This window comes from Aquabacterium sp. (assembly GCF_029946005.1).
GTDB lineage: Bacteria > Pseudomonadota > Gammaproteobacteria > Burkholderiales > Burkholderiaceae_C > Aquabacterium.
On the sequence record NZ_JAQSDR010000027.1, the window covers coordinates 85820 to 103534 of the forward strand.

Genomic DNA, 17715 nt, shown 5'->3' on the forward strand with positions numbered 1-17715 from the left:
CGCCAGGCCGACAAGGCCACCCTGATGCAACTGCCGCCCTTGCTGGGGGAAGACGCTGCCCGCGTGATGGCCTTGCTGCGGGCCAGTGCCAACGAGCCGCTTCCTGATGACTTCCTGGCGTCGGTCCAAGCAGCCAGCGATGAAGTTCAAGGGCATTTTCGGCCCCGCCTGACCTTACAGACCTTGACCCGGGGCGATGGCCTGCTGGGCATGAAGCCGTCAGGACTGTTTGGCCCACGTGGTGGCACCGTGACCGTGGCGCGCATTGACTGGACCTACGCCACGGATGATGGCTTGCGCTGGGAAACGCCCGCGCCCACGGCCTTGCTGAACAGCCGCCCCAAAGCCCTCCAACCGCTGATGCACGCGGGAGGTCTGCCCATCACGATGCGGCGCGATCTGGGCGCCGAGGCCGATGCCCTGGACACCATCCGCGCTTTGGGGTTTCACCCTTTGCCGCCCGATGCCTTGCAATGGCGCATGGCCAAGGCTGAGGGTGAACACGACCACCTCTGGTCCTTGCTGCAGGAGGAGTTCTTTGGCGACTTCTGGGCCGACCAGGCCCCCGGCCTCCAAGCCCAGGGTTGGACGGTCGTGGTGCGCCCCGGCTTCGCGCATGAAAGCGTGCCGGTCGAGGCCTGGCGCCTGATCGTCGATTCTGAAACCGGCGAGGTGCTGGGCAAGGAGGTGGCCTCGCGCCTTCGTGGCCGGGCTGCCTTGCCCGATGGTCTGGGCCTGGCCCGGCGCGAAGGCTCCTGGCTCTTGTCCCTGGGCGTCGAGATTGACGGCCAAACCTTGGACTTGTCGCCCCTGCTGGCCAACTTGTTGCGGCGCGATGCGCGCTGGCTGGATGCCGACAAGGTGGCCGCCATCGATGATCTGGCCCTGATCTCTCTGCGCGCGCCCGGTGGCAAGCGCATCCATGCTTTGGCGGCGCCACTTAAGGTCATCGTGGGGGCCATGCTGGATCTGCTGACCGACCCTCGCCGGGTCGAAGGGCCGCTTCGCCTGTCTCCCTGGGATGCCCACCGCATCGACGATCTGCGATTGAGCCTGCTCGACACCCAGGCCGAGCGCGCAGGCGTGCATGGCGCCTGGCAACTGCAAGGCGCTGCTGGATTGCACGCTTTGGCAAGGCGCCTGGAAGGGGCGGGCGAGCCCCGACCGGTGGAGGCGCCATCTGGCTTGACCATCACCCTGCGGCCTTACCAATTGCATGGCGTGGCGTGGCTGCAATACCTGCGCGAACACCACCTGGCAGGCATCCTGGCCGACGACATGGGCCTGGGCAAGACCGCGCAGGCCTTGGCCCACATCCTCATCGAGCAGCAGGCCGGGCGGCTTGATCGGCCGGTGCTGGTGGTGTTGCCAACGTCCCTGGTGTTCAACTGGCAGGCCGAAGCCCAACGCATGGCGCCCGGCTTGCGCGTGCTGACCTTGCAAGGCCCCCGCCGTGCCGATGACTTTGCCCTGATGGCCGAGCACGACATTGTGCTGACGACCTACCCGCTGTTGTGGCGCGACATCCGCGTGCTGGAAGCCCAGCCCTTCCACCTGGTGATCCTGGACGAGGCGCAAACGGTGAAGAACGCCTCCAGCCACAGCGCGCGGGCCGTGCGGCGCCTGCACACCCGCCATCGTCTGTGCATGACTGGCACGCCGCTTGAAAACCACCTGGGCGAGTTGTGGGCACAGTTCGATTTCTTGATGCCGGGCTTTTTGGGTGATTCGCGCAGCTTTCACCGGCTGTGGCGCAAGCCCATCGAAGTCGGCGGCGAAACCTTGCGGGCTGAATTGCTGGCCAAGCGCGTGCGGCCTTTCATCCTGCGCCGCCGCAAGCAGGACGTGGCCACCGAGCTGCCGCCCAAGACCGAGGTGATCAAGCGCTTGCAGTTGCAAGGCCGCCAACGCGATCTTTACGAAAGCGTGCGCTTGGCGGCCGACGAGCAAGTGCGCCGGGTCATGCAGCGAAAAGGGTTCGCGGGCGCACAGATTACCATCCTCGATGCCTTGCTCAAGTTGCGGCAGGTGTGTTGCGATCCCTACCTGCTCAAGGGTGAACAGACGCCCAAGACGATGGAGCGCGCCAAGCTGGAAGTCTTGCTGGACATGCTGCCCGAGCTGGTCGACGAAGGCCGGCGCGTGCTGGTGTTTTCGCAGTTCACCGAGATGCTGGGCCTGATCGAGCAAAAGCTGGATGCCCTGCACTTGCCCTGGTTGGCCCTGACCGGGCAGACGCCGCCCTCCAAGCGCGGCGAGGTGGTGGCGCGCTTTCAAAACAAGGAGGTGCCCATCCTGCTGATCAGCCTGAAGGCCGGTGGCGTGGGACTGAACCTCACCGCCGCCGACACCGTGATCCACGTCGACCCCTGGTGGAACCCGGCGGTGGAAGAGCAGGCCACGGCCCGAGCCCACCGCATCGGGCAGGACCAGCCGGTGTTTGTCTACAAGCTGGTGGTGGAGGGCAGCATCGAGGAGCGCATCCTCGAGCTGCAATCACGCAAGGCCGCTTTGGCCGAGGGGGTGCTGGGCAGCGATGGTGCCGCCACGCCCAAGTTCAGCGCGGCGGACCTGGACGCCTTGTTGGCGCCCTTGGGCGATGGTCAGGGCAGCAGCGGCGTCAGCAAGACCTGACGTTCGGCGCCAGTGCCCTTCTTGACCGCGGCCAGCAATTGGCCTTGGTCATTCAGGTCGTGCACGCGGACCACGGCATCGCCACTGTTCACTCGCAAGCCGGCTGGCAAAACGGTGACCGAGCCCGTGGCCGTCCAGATCTCTTGCCTGGACCCTGTGGCTGAGTTCAGATCTGCCAGAACCGTGCCTTGGTCGGTCACCGCCAGGATGTTGGCGTAGAAGCCCGCCGTGATCCGTGGCAAGAAGGTGAACACGCCATCGCGCCAGAGGAAAGGGCGATCAGGCATGTTGAGGGCGCTGACATCACCCGCCAGTGCCATGGTCCCGGCGATGATGCCGTTGCGGCTGACCGCGTTGACCAGGACGCCGGTGGCGCCGGGATAGGTCAACTCCTGGAAGACGCCGTTGTTCCACAGGTGGGTGTGCCAGACCTGTCCGTCAAGGCCCACCGAGATCAGGGTTCGGCAGGCGACGGTGCCTGCGTCAGTCAAGCCCACGCAGTTCGTGCTGTTCTGGGGCGCGCCAAGTGGCAGGCCGAGGTTTTCAATGCGGTTGTTGCGCCACACGAAGGCTTGGTTGCTGTAGGTGGTCAGTGGCCGCACGCCCAGCACCCAGCCTTGCGAGTTGACCCGTTGGGCCACGGAACCCAGACCCGCGCCCAGGTCGGTGACGACCCCGTTGCGCCACACCGTGGCATAGCCCTTGGCGGCTGTGCTGGACTTGAATGAGTCGCCCACGATCCAGCCGCTGTCGTTGATGTCGCCGATGGAGGTGGCCGAATTGGTGGCCAGTGGCTTGAGCAGCGCGGCTTGGCCATTGATCCAGCTCACTGCCATGGACCGTTCCACCGCCGTGGTCACCAGCCTTGGCCAGCCGTTGATGAACACCAACCGCGTGACGGTGCCCTGCCTGTAAACGCCACTGCCTGCCGCCTGGCCTGCGTTGTTCAGGCGGTATGCCACGGCATCGGGCAAGGTCGAGGGGGCCGGCATCTCGGTGGTGATGCTGTACTGCGTGGGCAACGATTGCGCCATGACCGCGCCGCTGGCCAGCAGCGTTAAGGCGCAGGAAGCGGGGCGAACCCATGAAAAAATGGAAGAAATTGGGTGCATGCCCGGCCCTGAATGAGTTGGATGAATCCCGCCAGTGTCCCATATTTATGGTGGTCGATAAACGCCTTTCGTTTTGACAATCGCTCTAAGTCGGCGCGGTGATTTCATGGCAGAGTCCGCTGCAAATCAACACAAGGGTTGGCATGAACTTCATTCCCAGGTCAGCGATCGGCGTGGTGGCTGCTTTTTTGAGCGGCATGGCCATCGCGGCGCCTTTGGCCAAAAGCGAGGTGCCGACGGCATTGAAGGACTGGCTGCCTTGGGCCATGCATGGCCATGAAGCCTTGCTGTGCCCACCGCCTTACAACGGCGACCAGGCCCAGGCCTGTGTCTGGCCCTCGTGGTTGGAGTTGCGTGCAGGCACGCAGGCCGCCAGCTTCCGTTTTGAGGTCCAGGTGTTTGGCGCGACCTCGCGGGTGGTTTTGCCTGGCGAGGCCACGCGTTGGCCGCAGGACGTCAAGGCGAACGGGCACGCCATGCCGGTGGCCGAGAACGACGGCCGCCCAGTGGCTTTGCTGGAGCCTGGCCGCCATGTGCTCGAAGGCAGCATCCCCTGGAAAGACATGCCGCAAGACCTGCAGCTGCCCAAGGGCGTGGGCAGCGTGGCCTTGTGGGTGGATGGCACGCAGGTCAGCCGTGCCCCAGATGCTGAAGGTCGCGTGTGGTTGAAGCAAGCCCCACAAGCGGCCCAAGACACGGATGCTCACACGGTGCACACCACGCGCCTGGTGGATGACCAAGTGCCCTTGCGCGTCACCACGCATTACGACATCGCCATCTCAGGCAAGGCGCGCGAGATCGAGCTGCCTCTGGCCATGCTGCCGGGCCTCGTCGCCGAATCCATCGACAGCCCCTTGCCGGTGCGCTTGCAAGACAGCGGCAAGCTGGTGGTGCAGGGACGACCGGGCAACTGGTCGATCGAACTGCGGGCGCGGCTCATGTCTCCGGTGCAGGCCTTGACCTTGCCCAAGGGTGGTGCCTCGCCTGAAGAGATCTGGTCATTTGCGGCGCACAACGACGTCCGGCTGGTGAGCGTGGAAGGCGCCGTGTCGGTGGACCCCAAGCAGGTGGCCATGCCTGAGCCCTGGCGCGCCTATCCTGCCTACCGACTGCGGCCAGGCGACACACTGAAGCTGGTGCAGACGCGCCGCGGCAACCCCGTGCCCAACCCCGACCGCCTGAGCATCGCGCGCGAGTTCTGGCTGGATTTTGATGGACAGGGCTACACCGTCCACGATGAGATCAGCGGCACCGTGTCGCGTTCCTCTCGCCTTGAGTTGGCCGCGCCGGGCGTGTTGGGTCGGGCCTCCTTGAACGACGATGATCAATCTATCACGCGCTTGAAAACCCCTGGGCCCGATGGCCTGGAAGTGCGCACTGGCGCGGCCCGCTTGAGCGCCGACAGCCGGGTGGTGGGCGATGTGCGCACTTTGCCCGCATCGGGTTGGGCGGTTGATTTCAACAAGGCCTCGGCGGTGCTGAACCTGCCGCCCGGCTGGCGCTTGCTGCACGCGGGTGGTGTGGACAGCGCCGACGGGTCCTGGGTGTCGCGCTGGACCTTGTGGGATTTCTTCTTTGTGCTCCTGAGCGCCTTGGCGGCTGGCAAATTGTGGGGCTGGAAGCGCGGTGTTTTGCTGGGCGCTGCCCTGGTGGTGTCCTGGCACATGCCTGGCGCGCCACAATCGCTGTGGCTGCTCTTGCTGGCCTGTCAGGCCTTGGCCAAGGTCTTGCCTTCAGGCAGGTTCCTGGTCTTGTCCACGTGGGCTGAAAAAGCCTGTGTCGGTGTGATCGCATTGGTGCTACTGCCGTATGCCGTGCAGCAGGTTCGCTTGTCCATGTACCCCGCGCTGGAGCGCCCTTGGCAGACCATGGGCGAGGCGCAGCGAGAGCGCCCTGAGGTTGCCGCCGAGGCGGTAGACCAGGTCATGGCGCAGTCGCCTTCACCCGACGCCGACGCCGATGGCGTGCCGTCGTCGTCCGTGAGCAGCCGCGAGTACAGCATGAGCAAGTCGCTGGCAGTGCCCGCTCCGGCGCCCAAGCTGGCGCGTCGGATGGACGAGCAAGATCCCGGCGCCAAAGTGCAGACGGGACCGGGCTTGCCCAGTTGGCAATGGAATGCTCACAGGCTGGGTTGGCAAGGGCCGGTGCAGCAAGCGCAGTCTTTGCAGCTGGTGCTGTTGCCGCCCGCTGGCACCGTCGTGTTGCGCCTGGCGAGCCTGGCACTGCTGGTGGCAGCTCTCTGGAGCATGGTGGGCAAGACGCCCTGGTGGCCCACGCGGCGCAACCCGCCGGTTCCCGCAGAGGGTGCTGCCCTGGCGACCGTGCTGGCCTGCGTGTGCGCCGCACTGCTGATGGGCGTGCAGGGCGATGCCCAAGCGGCCGAGCCCGCGACCGCCGAGCCCGTGACCCCGCCTGCCAGCGCCTTGCTGGACGAGTTGCGCGGCAAGCTGACGGCCCCGCCCGCCTGCATGCCACGTTGCGCCGATGTGCCACGCCTGTGGCTGACGGCGACCGGCTCGCGCATCCAGTTGCGCATCGAGGCCCATGCCTTGGCCGATGTCACCATGCCTTTGCCGGGCCAGGGCGTGAATTGGCGGCCCGCTTCCGTCACCCTGGATGGCAAACCGGCGGTCATTCGCCGTGACGACGCCGGTGCGTTGTGGATCGCTCTGAGCAAAGGGGTGAGCCAGGTCGTGCTGGAAGCCGACGTGGGCAATGCCGCGGCGGTGGACATCTCCTTGCCCATGCCGGTGCGCGAGGTCAAGTCGCAAACCCAAGGCTGGACGCTGGCTGGCCTGGACGCCCGAGGTCTGGCCTCAGGCGCGCTGAGCTTGTCGCGTGAGCAGTCCTCGGTGCCCGCTGAAGACCGGGGCACGCAGCGGGATGCCCTGCCACCGTTTGTCCGCGTGGAGCGCACCTTCCACCTGGGCTTGCGCTGGACGGTCGAGACCCGCATTCAACGCATCACGCCCAGCCTGGCACCGCTGCGGGTCAAGGTTCAGTTGGTGATTGGTGAATCGGTCAACGATGACGCTGTGCAAGTGCACGATGGCGTGGCCACGGTGCAGTTGGGCGCGAATGAATCGGTGGCGTTTGTCAGCTCCCTGAGAGAGTCCCCCAAGCTGTCATTGAGCAGCACCAAAGAGCCGAATCAGATCGAGGTCTGGAAGCTGGACACCTCCACGCAATGGCACGTGACCTTGTCGGGCATCGCGCCCGTGGTGCACCAGGAGGCCGGACGCTGGATGCCGACGTGGCAGCCTTGGCCAGGCGAGCAGGTGGCCATTGAGGTGACCAGACCAAGTGGTGTGGCGGGCCAGACCTTCACGGTTGACCGGGTCGATACCGGCGTCAGCCCGGGCGCGCGCGCCACGGATGTCTCCGCGCAAACCACCTTGCGTTCAAGCCAGGGCGGCAACCACCGCTTTCAGTTGCCTGCCGGGGCCGAGCTCCTGGCAGTGTCCGTGGATGGGCAGGTGCTGCCCGTGCAGCAGCAAGCCGGTGTCGTCATGGTGCCCATCACCCCCGGCGCCCATGTGGTCAAGTTGGATTGGCGCGAGCCGCGCGGCATGTCGTGGTGGTTCCAATCTCAGGCCTTGAATGTGGGCGCGGCAGGCGTCAACGACCGCACGTCGATCAACGTGCCCGCCGACCGCGTGGTGCTGGCCCTGGGCGGGCCCACCGTCGGCCCTGCCGTTCTTTTCTGGGGCGTGTTGATCGTCATCATCGCCGTGGCCTGGGGCTTGGGGCGCTCGCGCGTCACCCCGCTCAGCGCGGTGTCCTGGGTGCTGCTGGGGCTGGGCATCGCCCAGATGTCGCTGATCGGCATCGCGGTGGTGGTGGCTTGGTTCCTGGTGATGGAGGCGCGGCGCCGATTCGGGGCCTCCCTGAGCAGGCGCTGGTTCATCGCGGCACAGATCACCGTGGCCCTCTGGGGGCTGCTGGCGGCGGGCGTCTTGCTGGAAACCATCCGCGTGGGCTTGCTGGGTTATCCGGACTTGATGGTGCTGGGCAATGGTTCGGACGCCGCGCACCTGCATTGGTACTCGGACCGCTTTGCCTCGGCCACGGCCCAGGCCTGGGTGCTGTCCGCGCCGGTGTATGTTTACCGCGTACTCATGCTGTTGTGGGCACTTTGGCTGTCTGCTTCGCTGTTGCGGTGGGTGAAATGGGCGTGGGAGTGTTTCAGCGCGGGCGGCCATTGGCGGGATAATCCAAGACCCACGCAAGCTCCCCCTGTTTGACATCAACCACAAGGACCCCAGTGTTCAAGAATTTGACGGTGTATCGCATCGGGCCGGATTGGTCCGCCTCAGTGGCAGAGATGGAAGAACGTTTGCACAAGGTACGGTTCGTGCCTTGCGGCCTGACCCAGCAGCAATCCTCTGGCTGGGTGGAGCCGCGCGGCATCAAGCACGCGCCCCTGGTCGAGAGGATTGGCGGCCAGTTGCTGCTCAAGCTGATGGTCGAGCAGCGCGTGCTGCCGGGCGCGGTGATCAAACGCCGCGTGGACGAGATCACCGCGAAGATTGAGCTGGACACCGGCCGCAAGCCCGGCAAGAAGCAAACCAAGGAGATCAAGGAGCAGGCCATGCTGGAGCTGCTGCCCATGGCCTTCACCAAGCAGGCGTCCATCAACGTCTGGATCGACCCTGAGCAGCGCTTCCTGCTGGTCGATTCCAGCAGCCAGGGCAAGGCCGATGAAGTGGTCGGCTTCCTGGTCAAGACGCTGGAGAGCATGCCTGTCAGCCAGTTGCACACCAAGCAGTCGGCGGCCGTGGGCATGGCCGAGTGGTTGGTGAGTGGTGAGCCGCCCGCCACCTTCACGGTGGACCGCGATTGCGAGCTGAAATCGGCCGACGAGATGAAGTCCGTGGTGCGCTACGCCCGGCATCTGCTCGACATCGACGAAGTGCGCCAGCACATCACCAGCGGCAAGGTGCCCACCAAGCTGGGCATGAGCTGGGAGGGACGTGTCTCCTTCATGCTCACCGACACCCTTCAGATCAAGAAGTTGACTTTCCTGGACGTGGTGTTCGAAGGCCAGAAAGCGGCCAGCAAAGACGAAGCTTTTGACGCCGATGCCGCCATTGCCACCGGCGAACTGAGTCATCTGATCCCGGACCTGGTGGATGCCCTGGGCGGCGAGCAGGTCATGGGCGGTGGCTGAGCGACGGTTTGTCGGTGCTGTCTTACAAGTTGGCGCGACATGCGCTGATGCCGTCCGGGCGGGGCGGCGCTCAAAATCGGTTCAAAACGGAGACCAACTCATGAATGCATCAACTCAATCCCCCGCCCGTGGCCGCTTTGCTCAGCGTGCCATCGCGATTGTCTCTTTGACCGTCTTGCTGGGCGCTTGCGCCGACATGAGCGACACCCAGCGTCGCACTGGCACGGGTGCCGCCATTGGCGCGGCCACTGGCGCGGTGATCGGCTCCACCACGGGTGGCAAGGCCGGCACCGGGGCCTTGATTGGTGGCGCTTTGGGCGCCATTGCTGGCAATGTGTGGTCGCGCCACATGGACTCGCAGCAGCGCGCCATGGAGCAAGCCACCCAAGGCACGGGCGTCGAAGTGACCCGCACCAACGACAACCAGCTCAAGCTGAACGTGCCGGCCGATGTGTCCTTCGACGTGGGTCGCGCGGATATCAAGCCCGAGCTGCGCAACGTGCTTGAGCAATTTGCAAGCGGCCTGAAGACTCAGCCCAACACCCTGGTCAACATCGTGGGGCACACGGACAGCACGGGTTCTGATTCGGTGAACGAACCCTTGTCGCGTGAGCGCGCCCAAAGCGTCAAGGCTTTCCTGGTGGACCGTGGGGTGAGCAGCGGCCGGGTTGACACGCAAGGCCGTGGTGCACGCGAACCCATTGCCGACAATGGCAGTGCCGATGGCCGCTCGCGGAACCGCCGCGTGGAGATCTTCCTGCGCGAACCTGCCAGCGGCGCCAGCTGATCTTTGATCAGTTGGTGACCCGCATCAGCCAGGCCTGGGCCTCGTCGATGTCGACGAACGCCTTTATCTGAACGCCCCGGTCCACCGAGAATTTCTCGAACGCCGGGGTCGATTCAAACACGGCAGGGCGGACCACCACGGCCACCACAATGTGCAATGGCATGTACAGCGCTTGGGTGGATGCAAAGCGATGATGTTCGGTCACCGTTGGATCGCGATTCACCGCCCTCGTATCGACGAGCAGTCGGCTGAAGCCGTGCTCGGTCAAGGCTGCGACGCCCTGTGCGCGGCCAGATTCCATGCCAGTCAGGTCCAAGATTCCTTCATGGATCACACACACGGTGCGGGTCTGCGCCCAGATCTGTATTTGATGACTCATGGCCAGAATGTGCTTTCACAAGGCTTCCAGCATGAGGCTTGCGATGCACATTCAAGTCATTTGAAGAAACCAAAAAACGCTGTATTTTTCACGCCAGGCCTGCCTTGAACAAGGCGTCGCCTGCCAGCATGGGGTCGTTTGTCTCTTCATAAGCCTTGATCCACACGGGGTAGCTGTGGATGACGGCGTGCTGCCAAGGGTGGAAACCGGGCTTGAAGTACGCCAGCAGCTTGAGCATGTTCTTGGAGAACAGGCCGTTGATGCCGTACAGAAAGTTCAGCCCCTTGAGCGTCATGAAAAAGCGTTCCGTTCGCGTGAAACCGTCGTCGCGCAGAAAGCGGTTGGTCAGGCGCAGGCTGTCTTTCACCACCTTGTACATGGCGTGGACCAGCGCCGTGCAACGCAAGACGTAACCCACCTTGGCCACCTTGGTCATCACGTCGTAGGCGACGGCCTTGTGCTCCATCTCCTCGATGGCATGCCAGGCCCACATGGCGCGCACCTTCTCGTGCGCGGGCGCCATCACGTCCCGTTCCGAAAACAGTGATTCAGCCATCATCGCGGTGAAGTGCTCGAAGGCCGCCGTCAAGGCCAAGTTGTACTCGGGCGAGTACTTCTTGGTGTAGTCGTCGAACAGCTTCTTGACTTCAACGACCAAGCCGTCTACCGACAAGCCCTGCTTGCGCAACACAGCGTTGTACTGAGTGTGGGCGATGCCATGCTGTCCTTCCTGGCGGGTGAAATCTCTCACATCCTGAGCCAGTTTGGGATCGGTGATGAGGTGGCGGAAGGCGCGCACGCTGGTGATGAAATAGCGTTCACCATCCGGAAAAGCGGCCTGCATGCCGTCGAACACGCGGGTCTTGAACGGGTCGCCGCCGAACCAGAATCGGGGCAGGTCTCCGTCCAACTGGAAGTCCAGTTTTTCGCGGGGCACGATGTGTTCGGGCTTGCTGGGGTGTGGCGTCATGGTGTCGTCCTCTTGGGTGCTGCTACTGCTGGCTTCAGTCTAAAAATGACGCGAGCACGCAGCCATGACATTCGGCGACAGCGAGGAACCGACAGCGACATGCCATGATGTACCTGTCGTAGTACGTTCGGGTTGGGTAAGGGTTAACTTTGAGATGAGCATGCAGCCATGAGTGGGGATGACTTCCTCAACTTCTACGTGATGTCCACCTTGTCCAAGGCCGGGGCGCGCTGCGGCTTCAACATGCAAGAGGCGGTCGGCCTCGCGCAAATCAATGTCGAGGTGTTCGACAGCCATTTGTCCAAGCTGAGCCTGGCCGCCTTGCGCCGCCTGTTCGAGGTCTGCGAGGCCGCCACCGAAACAGCCTACTTCCCCTTGGTGCTGGGCGACACCTACGGCTTTGACGCCATTCCCGAGGTCGACACCTTCATCGCCACGTGCGCCACTTTGCGGGCTGGAATGATGGCCTTGGACTGGATGCCGCACATCGTGCACCCGGCCCTGCGCATTTCAACGTCGGAAAACGCGACTTCGTTCAACGTGACCCTGCGGGTAGAAGGCGACGAAGCTGTGCACCCCGGCGTGGTGGAAGCGGCGCTCACCTGCATCGTCAAGTTCGCCCGGATGATCTCGCCGCGCGAGGATCCCCTGCGCGAGGTCTGGTTCCAGCACGGGCCCCAGGTCGATCCGCGCGTGTATGGGTCGTACTTCGGCGTGCCAGTGCGCTTCCATCAAAGCGAGAACCGTTTGATCAACGCGTCCAGCAGCCTCGACAAGCCGCTCAAGGGTGGTTTCCCATCGCTCAATGCACAGGCGCAGTTGATGGTCGAGCAGCGCCTGAAGAAGCTGAGCGAGCAGGGCACCTTGACCACGCGCATCGAGCAACTGCTGTCGCTGCGCACCGATCTGCTGAGCGCCAAGGTGGACGAGGTCGCGGTGCTGCTAGACCTGCACCCGCGGACCCTGCAACGCCGGCTGAAAGACGAGGGCGAAGGCTTTGCCGAGGTGCAGACCCGCGTGCGCCACGAGCGGGCGCGCAAGCTGCTGCAAGAGACCGACTTGGACATTGAGGCCATCAGCATCAAGCTGGGCTTTCAGGACAGGCACAGCTTCACGCGGGCCTTCACGCGATGGGAAGGGGTCTCACCCGGGGTGTTTCGTCGGCCGCAGGGTTGATGGCCTTGCGCTTATGCTGTGTGCCCGCCCAGTCCTCAGCGCTTGTGCCCATGACCACACCGTCCCCATCCGAACTTTCGCCACCTTTGATGGCCAGGCTCTCCCACTGGTTGGCGGCTTTCTGGCCGGCACCCGTCGCGGTCAATGCGCAAGAGCGTTTGCGCGCGGTGATCGGGGCGGTGATCGGGGTCTTGTTCGCCGCCGCGCTCAGTCGCTTCATCGGGGGCACCACATCGGGCATGCCCTGGCTGCTGGCGCCCATTGGCGCCAGCGCGGTGCTGGTGTTCGGAGTGCCTGCGAGCCCTTTGGCCCAGCCCTGGGCCGTGGTGGGCGGCAACACCGTATCGGCCTTGGTGGGCATTGCCTGCGCCAACTGGTTTGGTGACGCGGCGGTTGCGGGCGCTGTCGCGGTCAGCCTGGCCATCGCGCTCATGTTCAGCCTGCGCTGCCTTCATCCACCCGGCGGGGCCATGGCCTTGATCGCGGTGCTCACGCATGCCACAGCTTTCCACTGGGCGGTGTTTCCGGCATTGACCAATTCGGTGCTGCTGGTCGTGGCGGGCATCGCCTACAACTCGGCCACGGGGCGGCGCTATCCCCATGTGCAAGTGGCGCCTCGAACACCCAGCAACGGAACCGCAGGATCCCGCTTCAGCTCTGCCGACATCGACGTGGTGCTGAGTCGCTACAACCAGGTGCTCGACATCAGCCGCAACGACCTGGAAAACCTGTTGGAGGAGGCCGAGATGGAGGCCTACCGCCGCCAGTTGGGCGAAATCCGCTGTGCCGACATCATGTCGCGTGAACTCATTGAGGTGGAATTTGGCACCTCCTTGCAAGAGGCTTGGTCCCTGCTGCGCAGGCATGGTGTCAAGGCCCTGCCCGTGGTGGACAAGCTGCACCGCATCGTGGGCATCATCACCTTGGCCGACTTCATGCGCCATGCCAAGGTTGATGTGCATGAAAACTTTGGCGAGAGGCTGCGCGAATTTGTCAAACGCAGCACCACCATGCACTCGGACAAGCCCGAGGTGGTGGGCCAGATCATGACGCGACAGGTGCGCGTGGCCAGCGCAGACCGCCACGTGGTCGAACTGATGCCCCTGTTCTCAGAAGGCGGGCATCACCACATCCCCATCATTGGCGAGAAGAACAGGCTGGTGGGTATCATCACCCAGTCGGACTTCGTCAAGGCCTTGCACCGCAGGGTTCAGCCTTGACGGCGGGGCCAGCGTCAAAGGTACAAGGCCAGCACTTCATTGACCTCGCCCTCGGCCACCACCGGGATGGCGATCATGGACTCACCAAGCGCAGGCACACCCGTCAAGAAGGCGCTGGCCAGGGGGTGTTGGGCAGAGTCCAGGGCAATTGGGTCCACCGTTGATGACAGGCTGCCTTGCGTCTCGCAAAACCCGAAGCTGCGTTCGAGTTGCTGACGCGTGACGTTGGGCGCCCAGCTTTCCAGCTTTTGCGCGATGGGAGTGCCCAGGGCCGACAGCAAGGTCATCACGTAGACCTCGTCGGTCTTGGTGGGGCAGGGCAGCCCCAAGCCGCGTGTGATGCCGGCTTCAGCGGCAGTGGCGCCACGCAAAAAGCGGGGCGAAGCGCCCAGGTCTTCCATGAACACGGCGGCGCCTCGTTGCCAGGCCAGGCCGGGCAGGCCGGTGCCCCGTGGCAGGAAGGTGTCCTTGGACAGGATCTCGAACGAGTCCGAGGCCGTGCCGTAGTAGCCGTCGACCAAGGTCATGTCGGTGGTGACGCGGGGACTGTTGTGCCACAACTCGATGGCCCCGGCGCGTGCGTCGGCGCTGCCGCCAAACAGCACCACCACGGCCTTCAAGGTGCTGCCCACGAAAAGGGGCAGCGCGATGGCGCAACTCAGTCCGGCCTCCTGGGCGGCGGCCGTGCGGCGAAAGTGCAGGCTGTCGAAGTCTTTCAGCAAGATGGGACGGCCTTCTTCCCAGGCCTGGCCGGGCAGTCCTTCGCCCATGCCAAAGCAGAGGGGGCGAGTGGCGGCGGCAAAGCCCGTGGCGGGGCCGAACAGCCCGCCTCCAAACTCCAGCAGGGTGTGGTCCTGGTCGGGCAACCAGATTTCGGCGATGCGGATGAATGATGCTTTCATGCCGTTGGGTCGAGCAAGTTTCACGCCAAGCAAGGTGTTCAGGCAGCCTTTGGCGGCTTTGCTAAAGTCGGTTCATGCCCGATACCCCTAGCCATTTTCATGAAGCCCCTGACGCCCTGACCCTGGCGCAGGACCTCGCCCGTTTCGTGGCCTCGCGTTTGCAGGAAGGCCTGAGCCAACGCGGGCAGGCCTTGCTGGTCGTGTCGGGCGGCAGCACGCCGATCCCGTTCTTCCAGGCCCTGGCACAGGCGGCCCTGGATTGGCCTCGGGTGAGCATCACGCTGGCCGACGAACGCTGGGTGCCGCCGGACCATGCCGACAGCAATGAGCGCCTGGTGAGGGCACACCTGCTTCAGGGTTGGGTCAGCCAGGCTCGTTTTGTGCCCTTCAAATCGGCCGACGCCCTCGCGGCGCAAGGCGTGCCCAAGCTGGAGGCCGCCTTGCAGGCCTTGCCTTGGCCGGCCGATGTGGTGGTGCTGGGCATGGGGGCCGATGCCCACACAGCTTCGCTGTTCCCTGGCTCAGCGCAACTGGCCGAAGCCCTGGATGACGGTCGGACGGCGCGTTGCCTCGCCATCAGTGCCCCGCCCCTGCCCAATGTGTCGGTGGACCGCGTGAGTTTGAGCAAGCGGGCCTTGCAGGACACGCGCCACACCGTGGTTCACATCACCGGTTCGGCCAAACGCCTGTTGCTGGAGCAGGCGAGGCGGCCGGGTCCCGACGACCGCATGCCGATCCGATTGGCATGGGGTCGGGCGAATATCCCATGCCATGTGTTTTATTCAAATTGATATTACCTTGACTGAAATATTATTGCGGGAAACTACTCTTTCAAATCAAAATTGTATATGCGATAATGCGTTTGACGTTCTGTATTAGGGTATTCAAGATGTTTTCGATGGATAATTATTTCGCGCTCCCCTTTGTGTCGCCATATGCCTTTGCTTTCTGGGGCGTGCTCATCTGGGCTTATTACCTGGAGGGGGTTCAGCACAAGCGCAGCCAGCAAAGAATGGCCAAGCACGCCGGTGCCGACAAGTACTCGGGTTTGGTGATTTCCATCGGTTCCACCGTCTTGCAATTGGCGGCGTTTGGCCTGACCTTCTACGCCCCCTGGCGCGTCAGCGAGCCGCTGATCTACGTGTACTTCTGGGCAGGTCTGGCCCTGGTGGTGACGGGCATGTTGTTGCGCATGCACTGCTGGCGCGTGCTGGGCGAGTTCTTCACTCCCACGGTCACCATTGCCAAAGAGCACAAGGTGGTCGACAAGGGCGCCTACAAATGGGTGCGTCACCCCTCCTATTCCGGCGCCATCATGACCTCGATCGGCCTGGGCCTGGCATTGGGCAACTACGGCAGCATCGCGGTCATGGTGGTCGGCACCATCGCCGTCTACATCTACCGCATCGAAGCTGAAGAAACCGCGCTGGAAGGTGCTTTGGGCGAGGCCTACGCCAAGTTCAAAAGCAACCGTCGGCGCCTGATTCCATTCGTGTATTGATCATGGGCTTGGCCCCGCCGGGGGCCAAGTTTCAAGCGCGGTGCAAGGCGGGCTCCATTCTTGGAGTCCGCCTTATTTTTTGGCCTGTTCCATGGCGTGAAGCGCTGCCTTGCCCACGTCGTAGGCCGCAATTTCTACTGACTGGCCAATGGCGGGCGGCTGCAGTTGGACCACGCCGTCTTCCTTCCAGGCCAGGAAACGCCACGTGGCGTCCTGAACGGAGGTGGGGAAGCGGAACACGACGGTTTTTGGGGCCTGGTCTTCGGTGATCTCTTCAACCAGCACCGAGATGTCGCCCATCTTGACGGTGTCGCCCACTGTGAAGGGCTGCTTTTGGAGGTCGCGCGTGATGGTGCCCCGAAAGCCCGTGGGCACCGACAACTTCAGCGAGTTTTCATCCAGGCGCGTGAGGGTCATGGCCTGGTTGTTGGGCCCCAGGGCCCGCATCGTGGCCGGGTTGCGCAGGCCGTGGTATTGGCGAATCAAGGGAATGTAGTAAATGCTTTCGGCCGAGGGCAGATTCAGCAGCAGGAAGTGTTCCGCTTGAGCCGCACTGGCATTGGGCATGGCCAGCGGGGCTTGCGCCTCGCCCGCCTCGCCCAGCGTTTTCATCACGGCCGACGTGCCCACTTTGATCACCGGGAAGATGATCAGGTGGATGAAACCCACCAGAAAAATCAGGTTCTTGGCCGAGCCCAGGCCCCAACCGATCAACTGCTTGCGATGGCGCCAGGCCATCAGCAAGACGATGGACAGCAAGCCGCTGGCACCGATGTCGGAGTTGATGGTGAGCCGGTCAAATGGGTAGCCCGCGCAGGCTGGCGCCAAGGCCAGGAGGGCACCGACGGCATAGAAGCGGGCCAGGGCCGAGCGGAACCCGCCCAGCGCGTGAATGGCCCAGGCCAATGCCAGCAGGGCCAGGGTGGCGGCGCCGGAGTAAAGGTATTGCGTGCTGCGACTGAGCTGTTCGAACATCACCGACGAGACGCCGAACCACTGGGCCACCATCAAAGCGGGCAGGCGCAAAGCCAGGCTCACTGCAAAGCCGCTGGCGTTAGAGGCCGGGTCGACATAACCTGGCGACCCGAAGCTGCCGTAACCCAGGTGGCTGTGCATGGCCTTCCAGGCCAGCGCGATCACGATGAAGGGCAGCAGGGCCTTGAACCGCACCCAAGGTGATTTGCCTGGCTCCAGGAACAAGGCGTAGGCCATCAAATAACCGGCAGTCTGGATCGAGGCCTCGGCACTGAACAAACCCAGCACGAAGCAAGCGGCCGCCAGCCAGCCATGAAGGGCCGCCCCGCCTTGGCGCCAATGGTGGTAGCCCAGCAAGGTCAGCACCATGAACAAGCCCGACAGCATTTGATTGCGGCTGGCCAGCCAAGCCACGGCGAAGACATGCAGCATGTTGCCAGCGAACAGCCAGGTGGCCAGCCCGGCCTGTGCCCTGTCGGGGTCGAGGTCGCGGAACAATTTGCCAATCAGCAGGATCATCACGCCATACATGAGCAGGCTGTGCACATGCATCAAAAGTGGCGAATCAGGCCACCACCGGTAATCCAGCTGCTGGCTCAACTCCGCCAAGGGCCGCCAAAATGCAATGCGCAAATGATCATTGGCCCACCAGACCAGCTTGCCAGAATCAATCATGGCCTGGTTGGCCAGCGCGTTGCCATCGGCAAACGTGAACAGGCCGAAAAAGGAGCCGGGTTGGGCATTGACCGAGCGGCCCGTCAGCAGGGACCAGTGAAGGTAGTCATCACCCAGAAGCCCCATGTTCATCGCGGGAGCGATCAGGAGCATCCCCACCAGGGCGGCCACAGGCACGCACCAGCGGCCAGAGAGAAATCTTTCCCACATGACC

General features: G+C 63.8%; 13 protein-coding genes. 8 read left to right on the forward strand and 5 right to left on the reverse strand.

Features of this window, described 5'->3' with window-relative positions; all coding sequences use genetic code 11:
- The first annotated feature begins 24 nt into the window (after nt 1-24).
- Nucleotides 25-2634, forward strand: a complete 2610-nt coding sequence (locus tag PSV38_RS13660) for a DEAD/DEAH box helicase (RefSeq protein ID WP_300548446.1) — start codon at nt 25-27, stop codon at nt 2632-2634.
- Here PSV38_RS13660 and PSV38_RS13665 read toward each other — a convergent pair.
- Entirely contained in the window at nt 2604-3746 is a 1143-nt protein-coding gene (locus tag PSV38_RS13665; RefSeq protein WP_300548294.1) for a hypothetical protein, read from the reverse strand. The two genes, PSV38_RS13660 and PSV38_RS13665, sit on opposite strands and share 31 nt — an antisense overlap.
- A gap of 143 nt (nt 3747-3889) precedes the next feature.
- Here PSV38_RS13665 and PSV38_RS13670 point away from each other — a divergent pair, with 143 nt between their 5' ends.
- The 3 genes from PSV38_RS13670 (at nt 3890) to PSV38_RS13680 (ending at nt 9703) form a co-directional block, all read left to right on the forward strand.
- Complete coding sequence (locus PSV38_RS13670) at nt 3890-7990, forward strand: hypothetical protein (RefSeq protein ID WP_300548296.1); 4101 nt, start codon at nt 3890-3892, stop codon at nt 7988-7990.
- Nucleotides 7991-8010: 20 nt separating this feature from the next.
- Nucleotides 8011-8916 carry a recombination-associated protein RdgC gene (locus tag PSV38_RS13675; protein ID WP_300548297.1) on the forward strand — a complete coding sequence of 302 codons (906 nt, stop codon included), beginning with the start codon at nt 8011-8013 and terminating at the stop codon, nt 8914-8916.
- A 100-nt stretch (nt 8917-9016) separates the two neighbouring features.
- Nucleotides 9017-9703, forward strand: coding sequence for an OmpA family protein (locus PSV38_RS13680; protein ID WP_300548299.1), 687 nt, complete (start codon nt 9017-9019; stop codon nt 9701-9703).
- A 7-nt stretch (nt 9704-9710) separates the two neighbouring features.
- Here PSV38_RS13680 and PSV38_RS13685 read toward each other — a convergent pair whose 3' ends face one another.
- Together PSV38_RS13685 and PSV38_RS13690 are read right to left on the reverse strand one after the other, a co-directional pair.
- Complete coding sequence (locus PSV38_RS13685; protein WP_300548300.1) at nt 9711-10082, reverse strand: hypothetical protein; 372 nt, start codon at nt 10080-10082, stop codon at nt 9711-9713.
- 88 nt (nt 10083-10170) lie between these two features.
- Nucleotides 10171-11052, reverse strand: coding sequence for a metal-dependent hydrolase (locus PSV38_RS13690; RefSeq protein WP_300548302.1), 882 nt, complete (start codon nt 11050-11052; stop codon nt 10171-10173).
- Nucleotides 11053-11220: 168 nt separating this feature from the next.
- On the opposite strand from PSV38_RS13690, the gene PSV38_RS13695 reads away from it, so the two are divergent.
- Nucleotides 11221-12228, forward strand: coding sequence for an AraC family transcriptional regulator (locus PSV38_RS13695; protein WP_300548304.1), 1008 nt, complete (start codon nt 11221-11223; stop codon nt 12226-12228).
- Nucleotides 12229-12317: 89 nt separating this feature from the next.
- A complete protein-coding gene (locus PSV38_RS13700; RefSeq protein WP_300548306.1) occupies nt 12318-13448 on the forward strand; it encodes an HPP family protein in 1131 nt (376 codons plus the stop codon).
- Between the two features lie 14 nt (nt 13449-13462).
- On the opposite strand, the gene PSV38_RS13705 is transcribed toward PSV38_RS13700, so the two are convergent.
- Complete coding sequence (locus PSV38_RS13705; RefSeq protein ID WP_300548308.1) at nt 13463-14350, reverse strand: GAF domain-containing protein; 888 nt, start codon at nt 14348-14350, stop codon at nt 13463-13465.
- 74 nt (nt 14351-14424) lie between these two features.
- Between PSV38_RS13705 and pgl the strand changes: the two genes are divergently transcribed.
- Together pgl and PSV38_RS13715 are read left to right on the forward strand one after the other, a co-directional pair.
- On the forward strand, nt 14425-15141 hold the full coding sequence (gene pgl / locus PSV38_RS13710; protein WP_300548309.1) for a 6-phosphogluconolactonase: 717 nt from the start codon (nt 14425-14427) through the stop codon (nt 15139-15141).
- A 107-nt stretch (nt 15142-15248) separates the two neighbouring features.
- On the forward strand, nt 15249-15851 hold the full coding sequence (locus tag PSV38_RS13715; protein WP_300548311.1) for an isoprenylcysteine carboxylmethyltransferase family protein: 603 nt from the start codon (nt 15249-15251) through the stop codon (nt 15849-15851).
- 72 nt (nt 15852-15923) lie between these two features.
- Here PSV38_RS13715 and PSV38_RS13720 read toward each other — a convergent pair whose 3' ends face one another.
- Nucleotides 15924-17711, reverse strand: coding sequence for a hypothetical protein (locus tag PSV38_RS13720; protein ID WP_300548314.1), 1788 nt, complete (start codon nt 17709-17711; stop codon nt 15924-15926).
- Nucleotides 17712-17715: the final 4 nt, after the last annotated feature.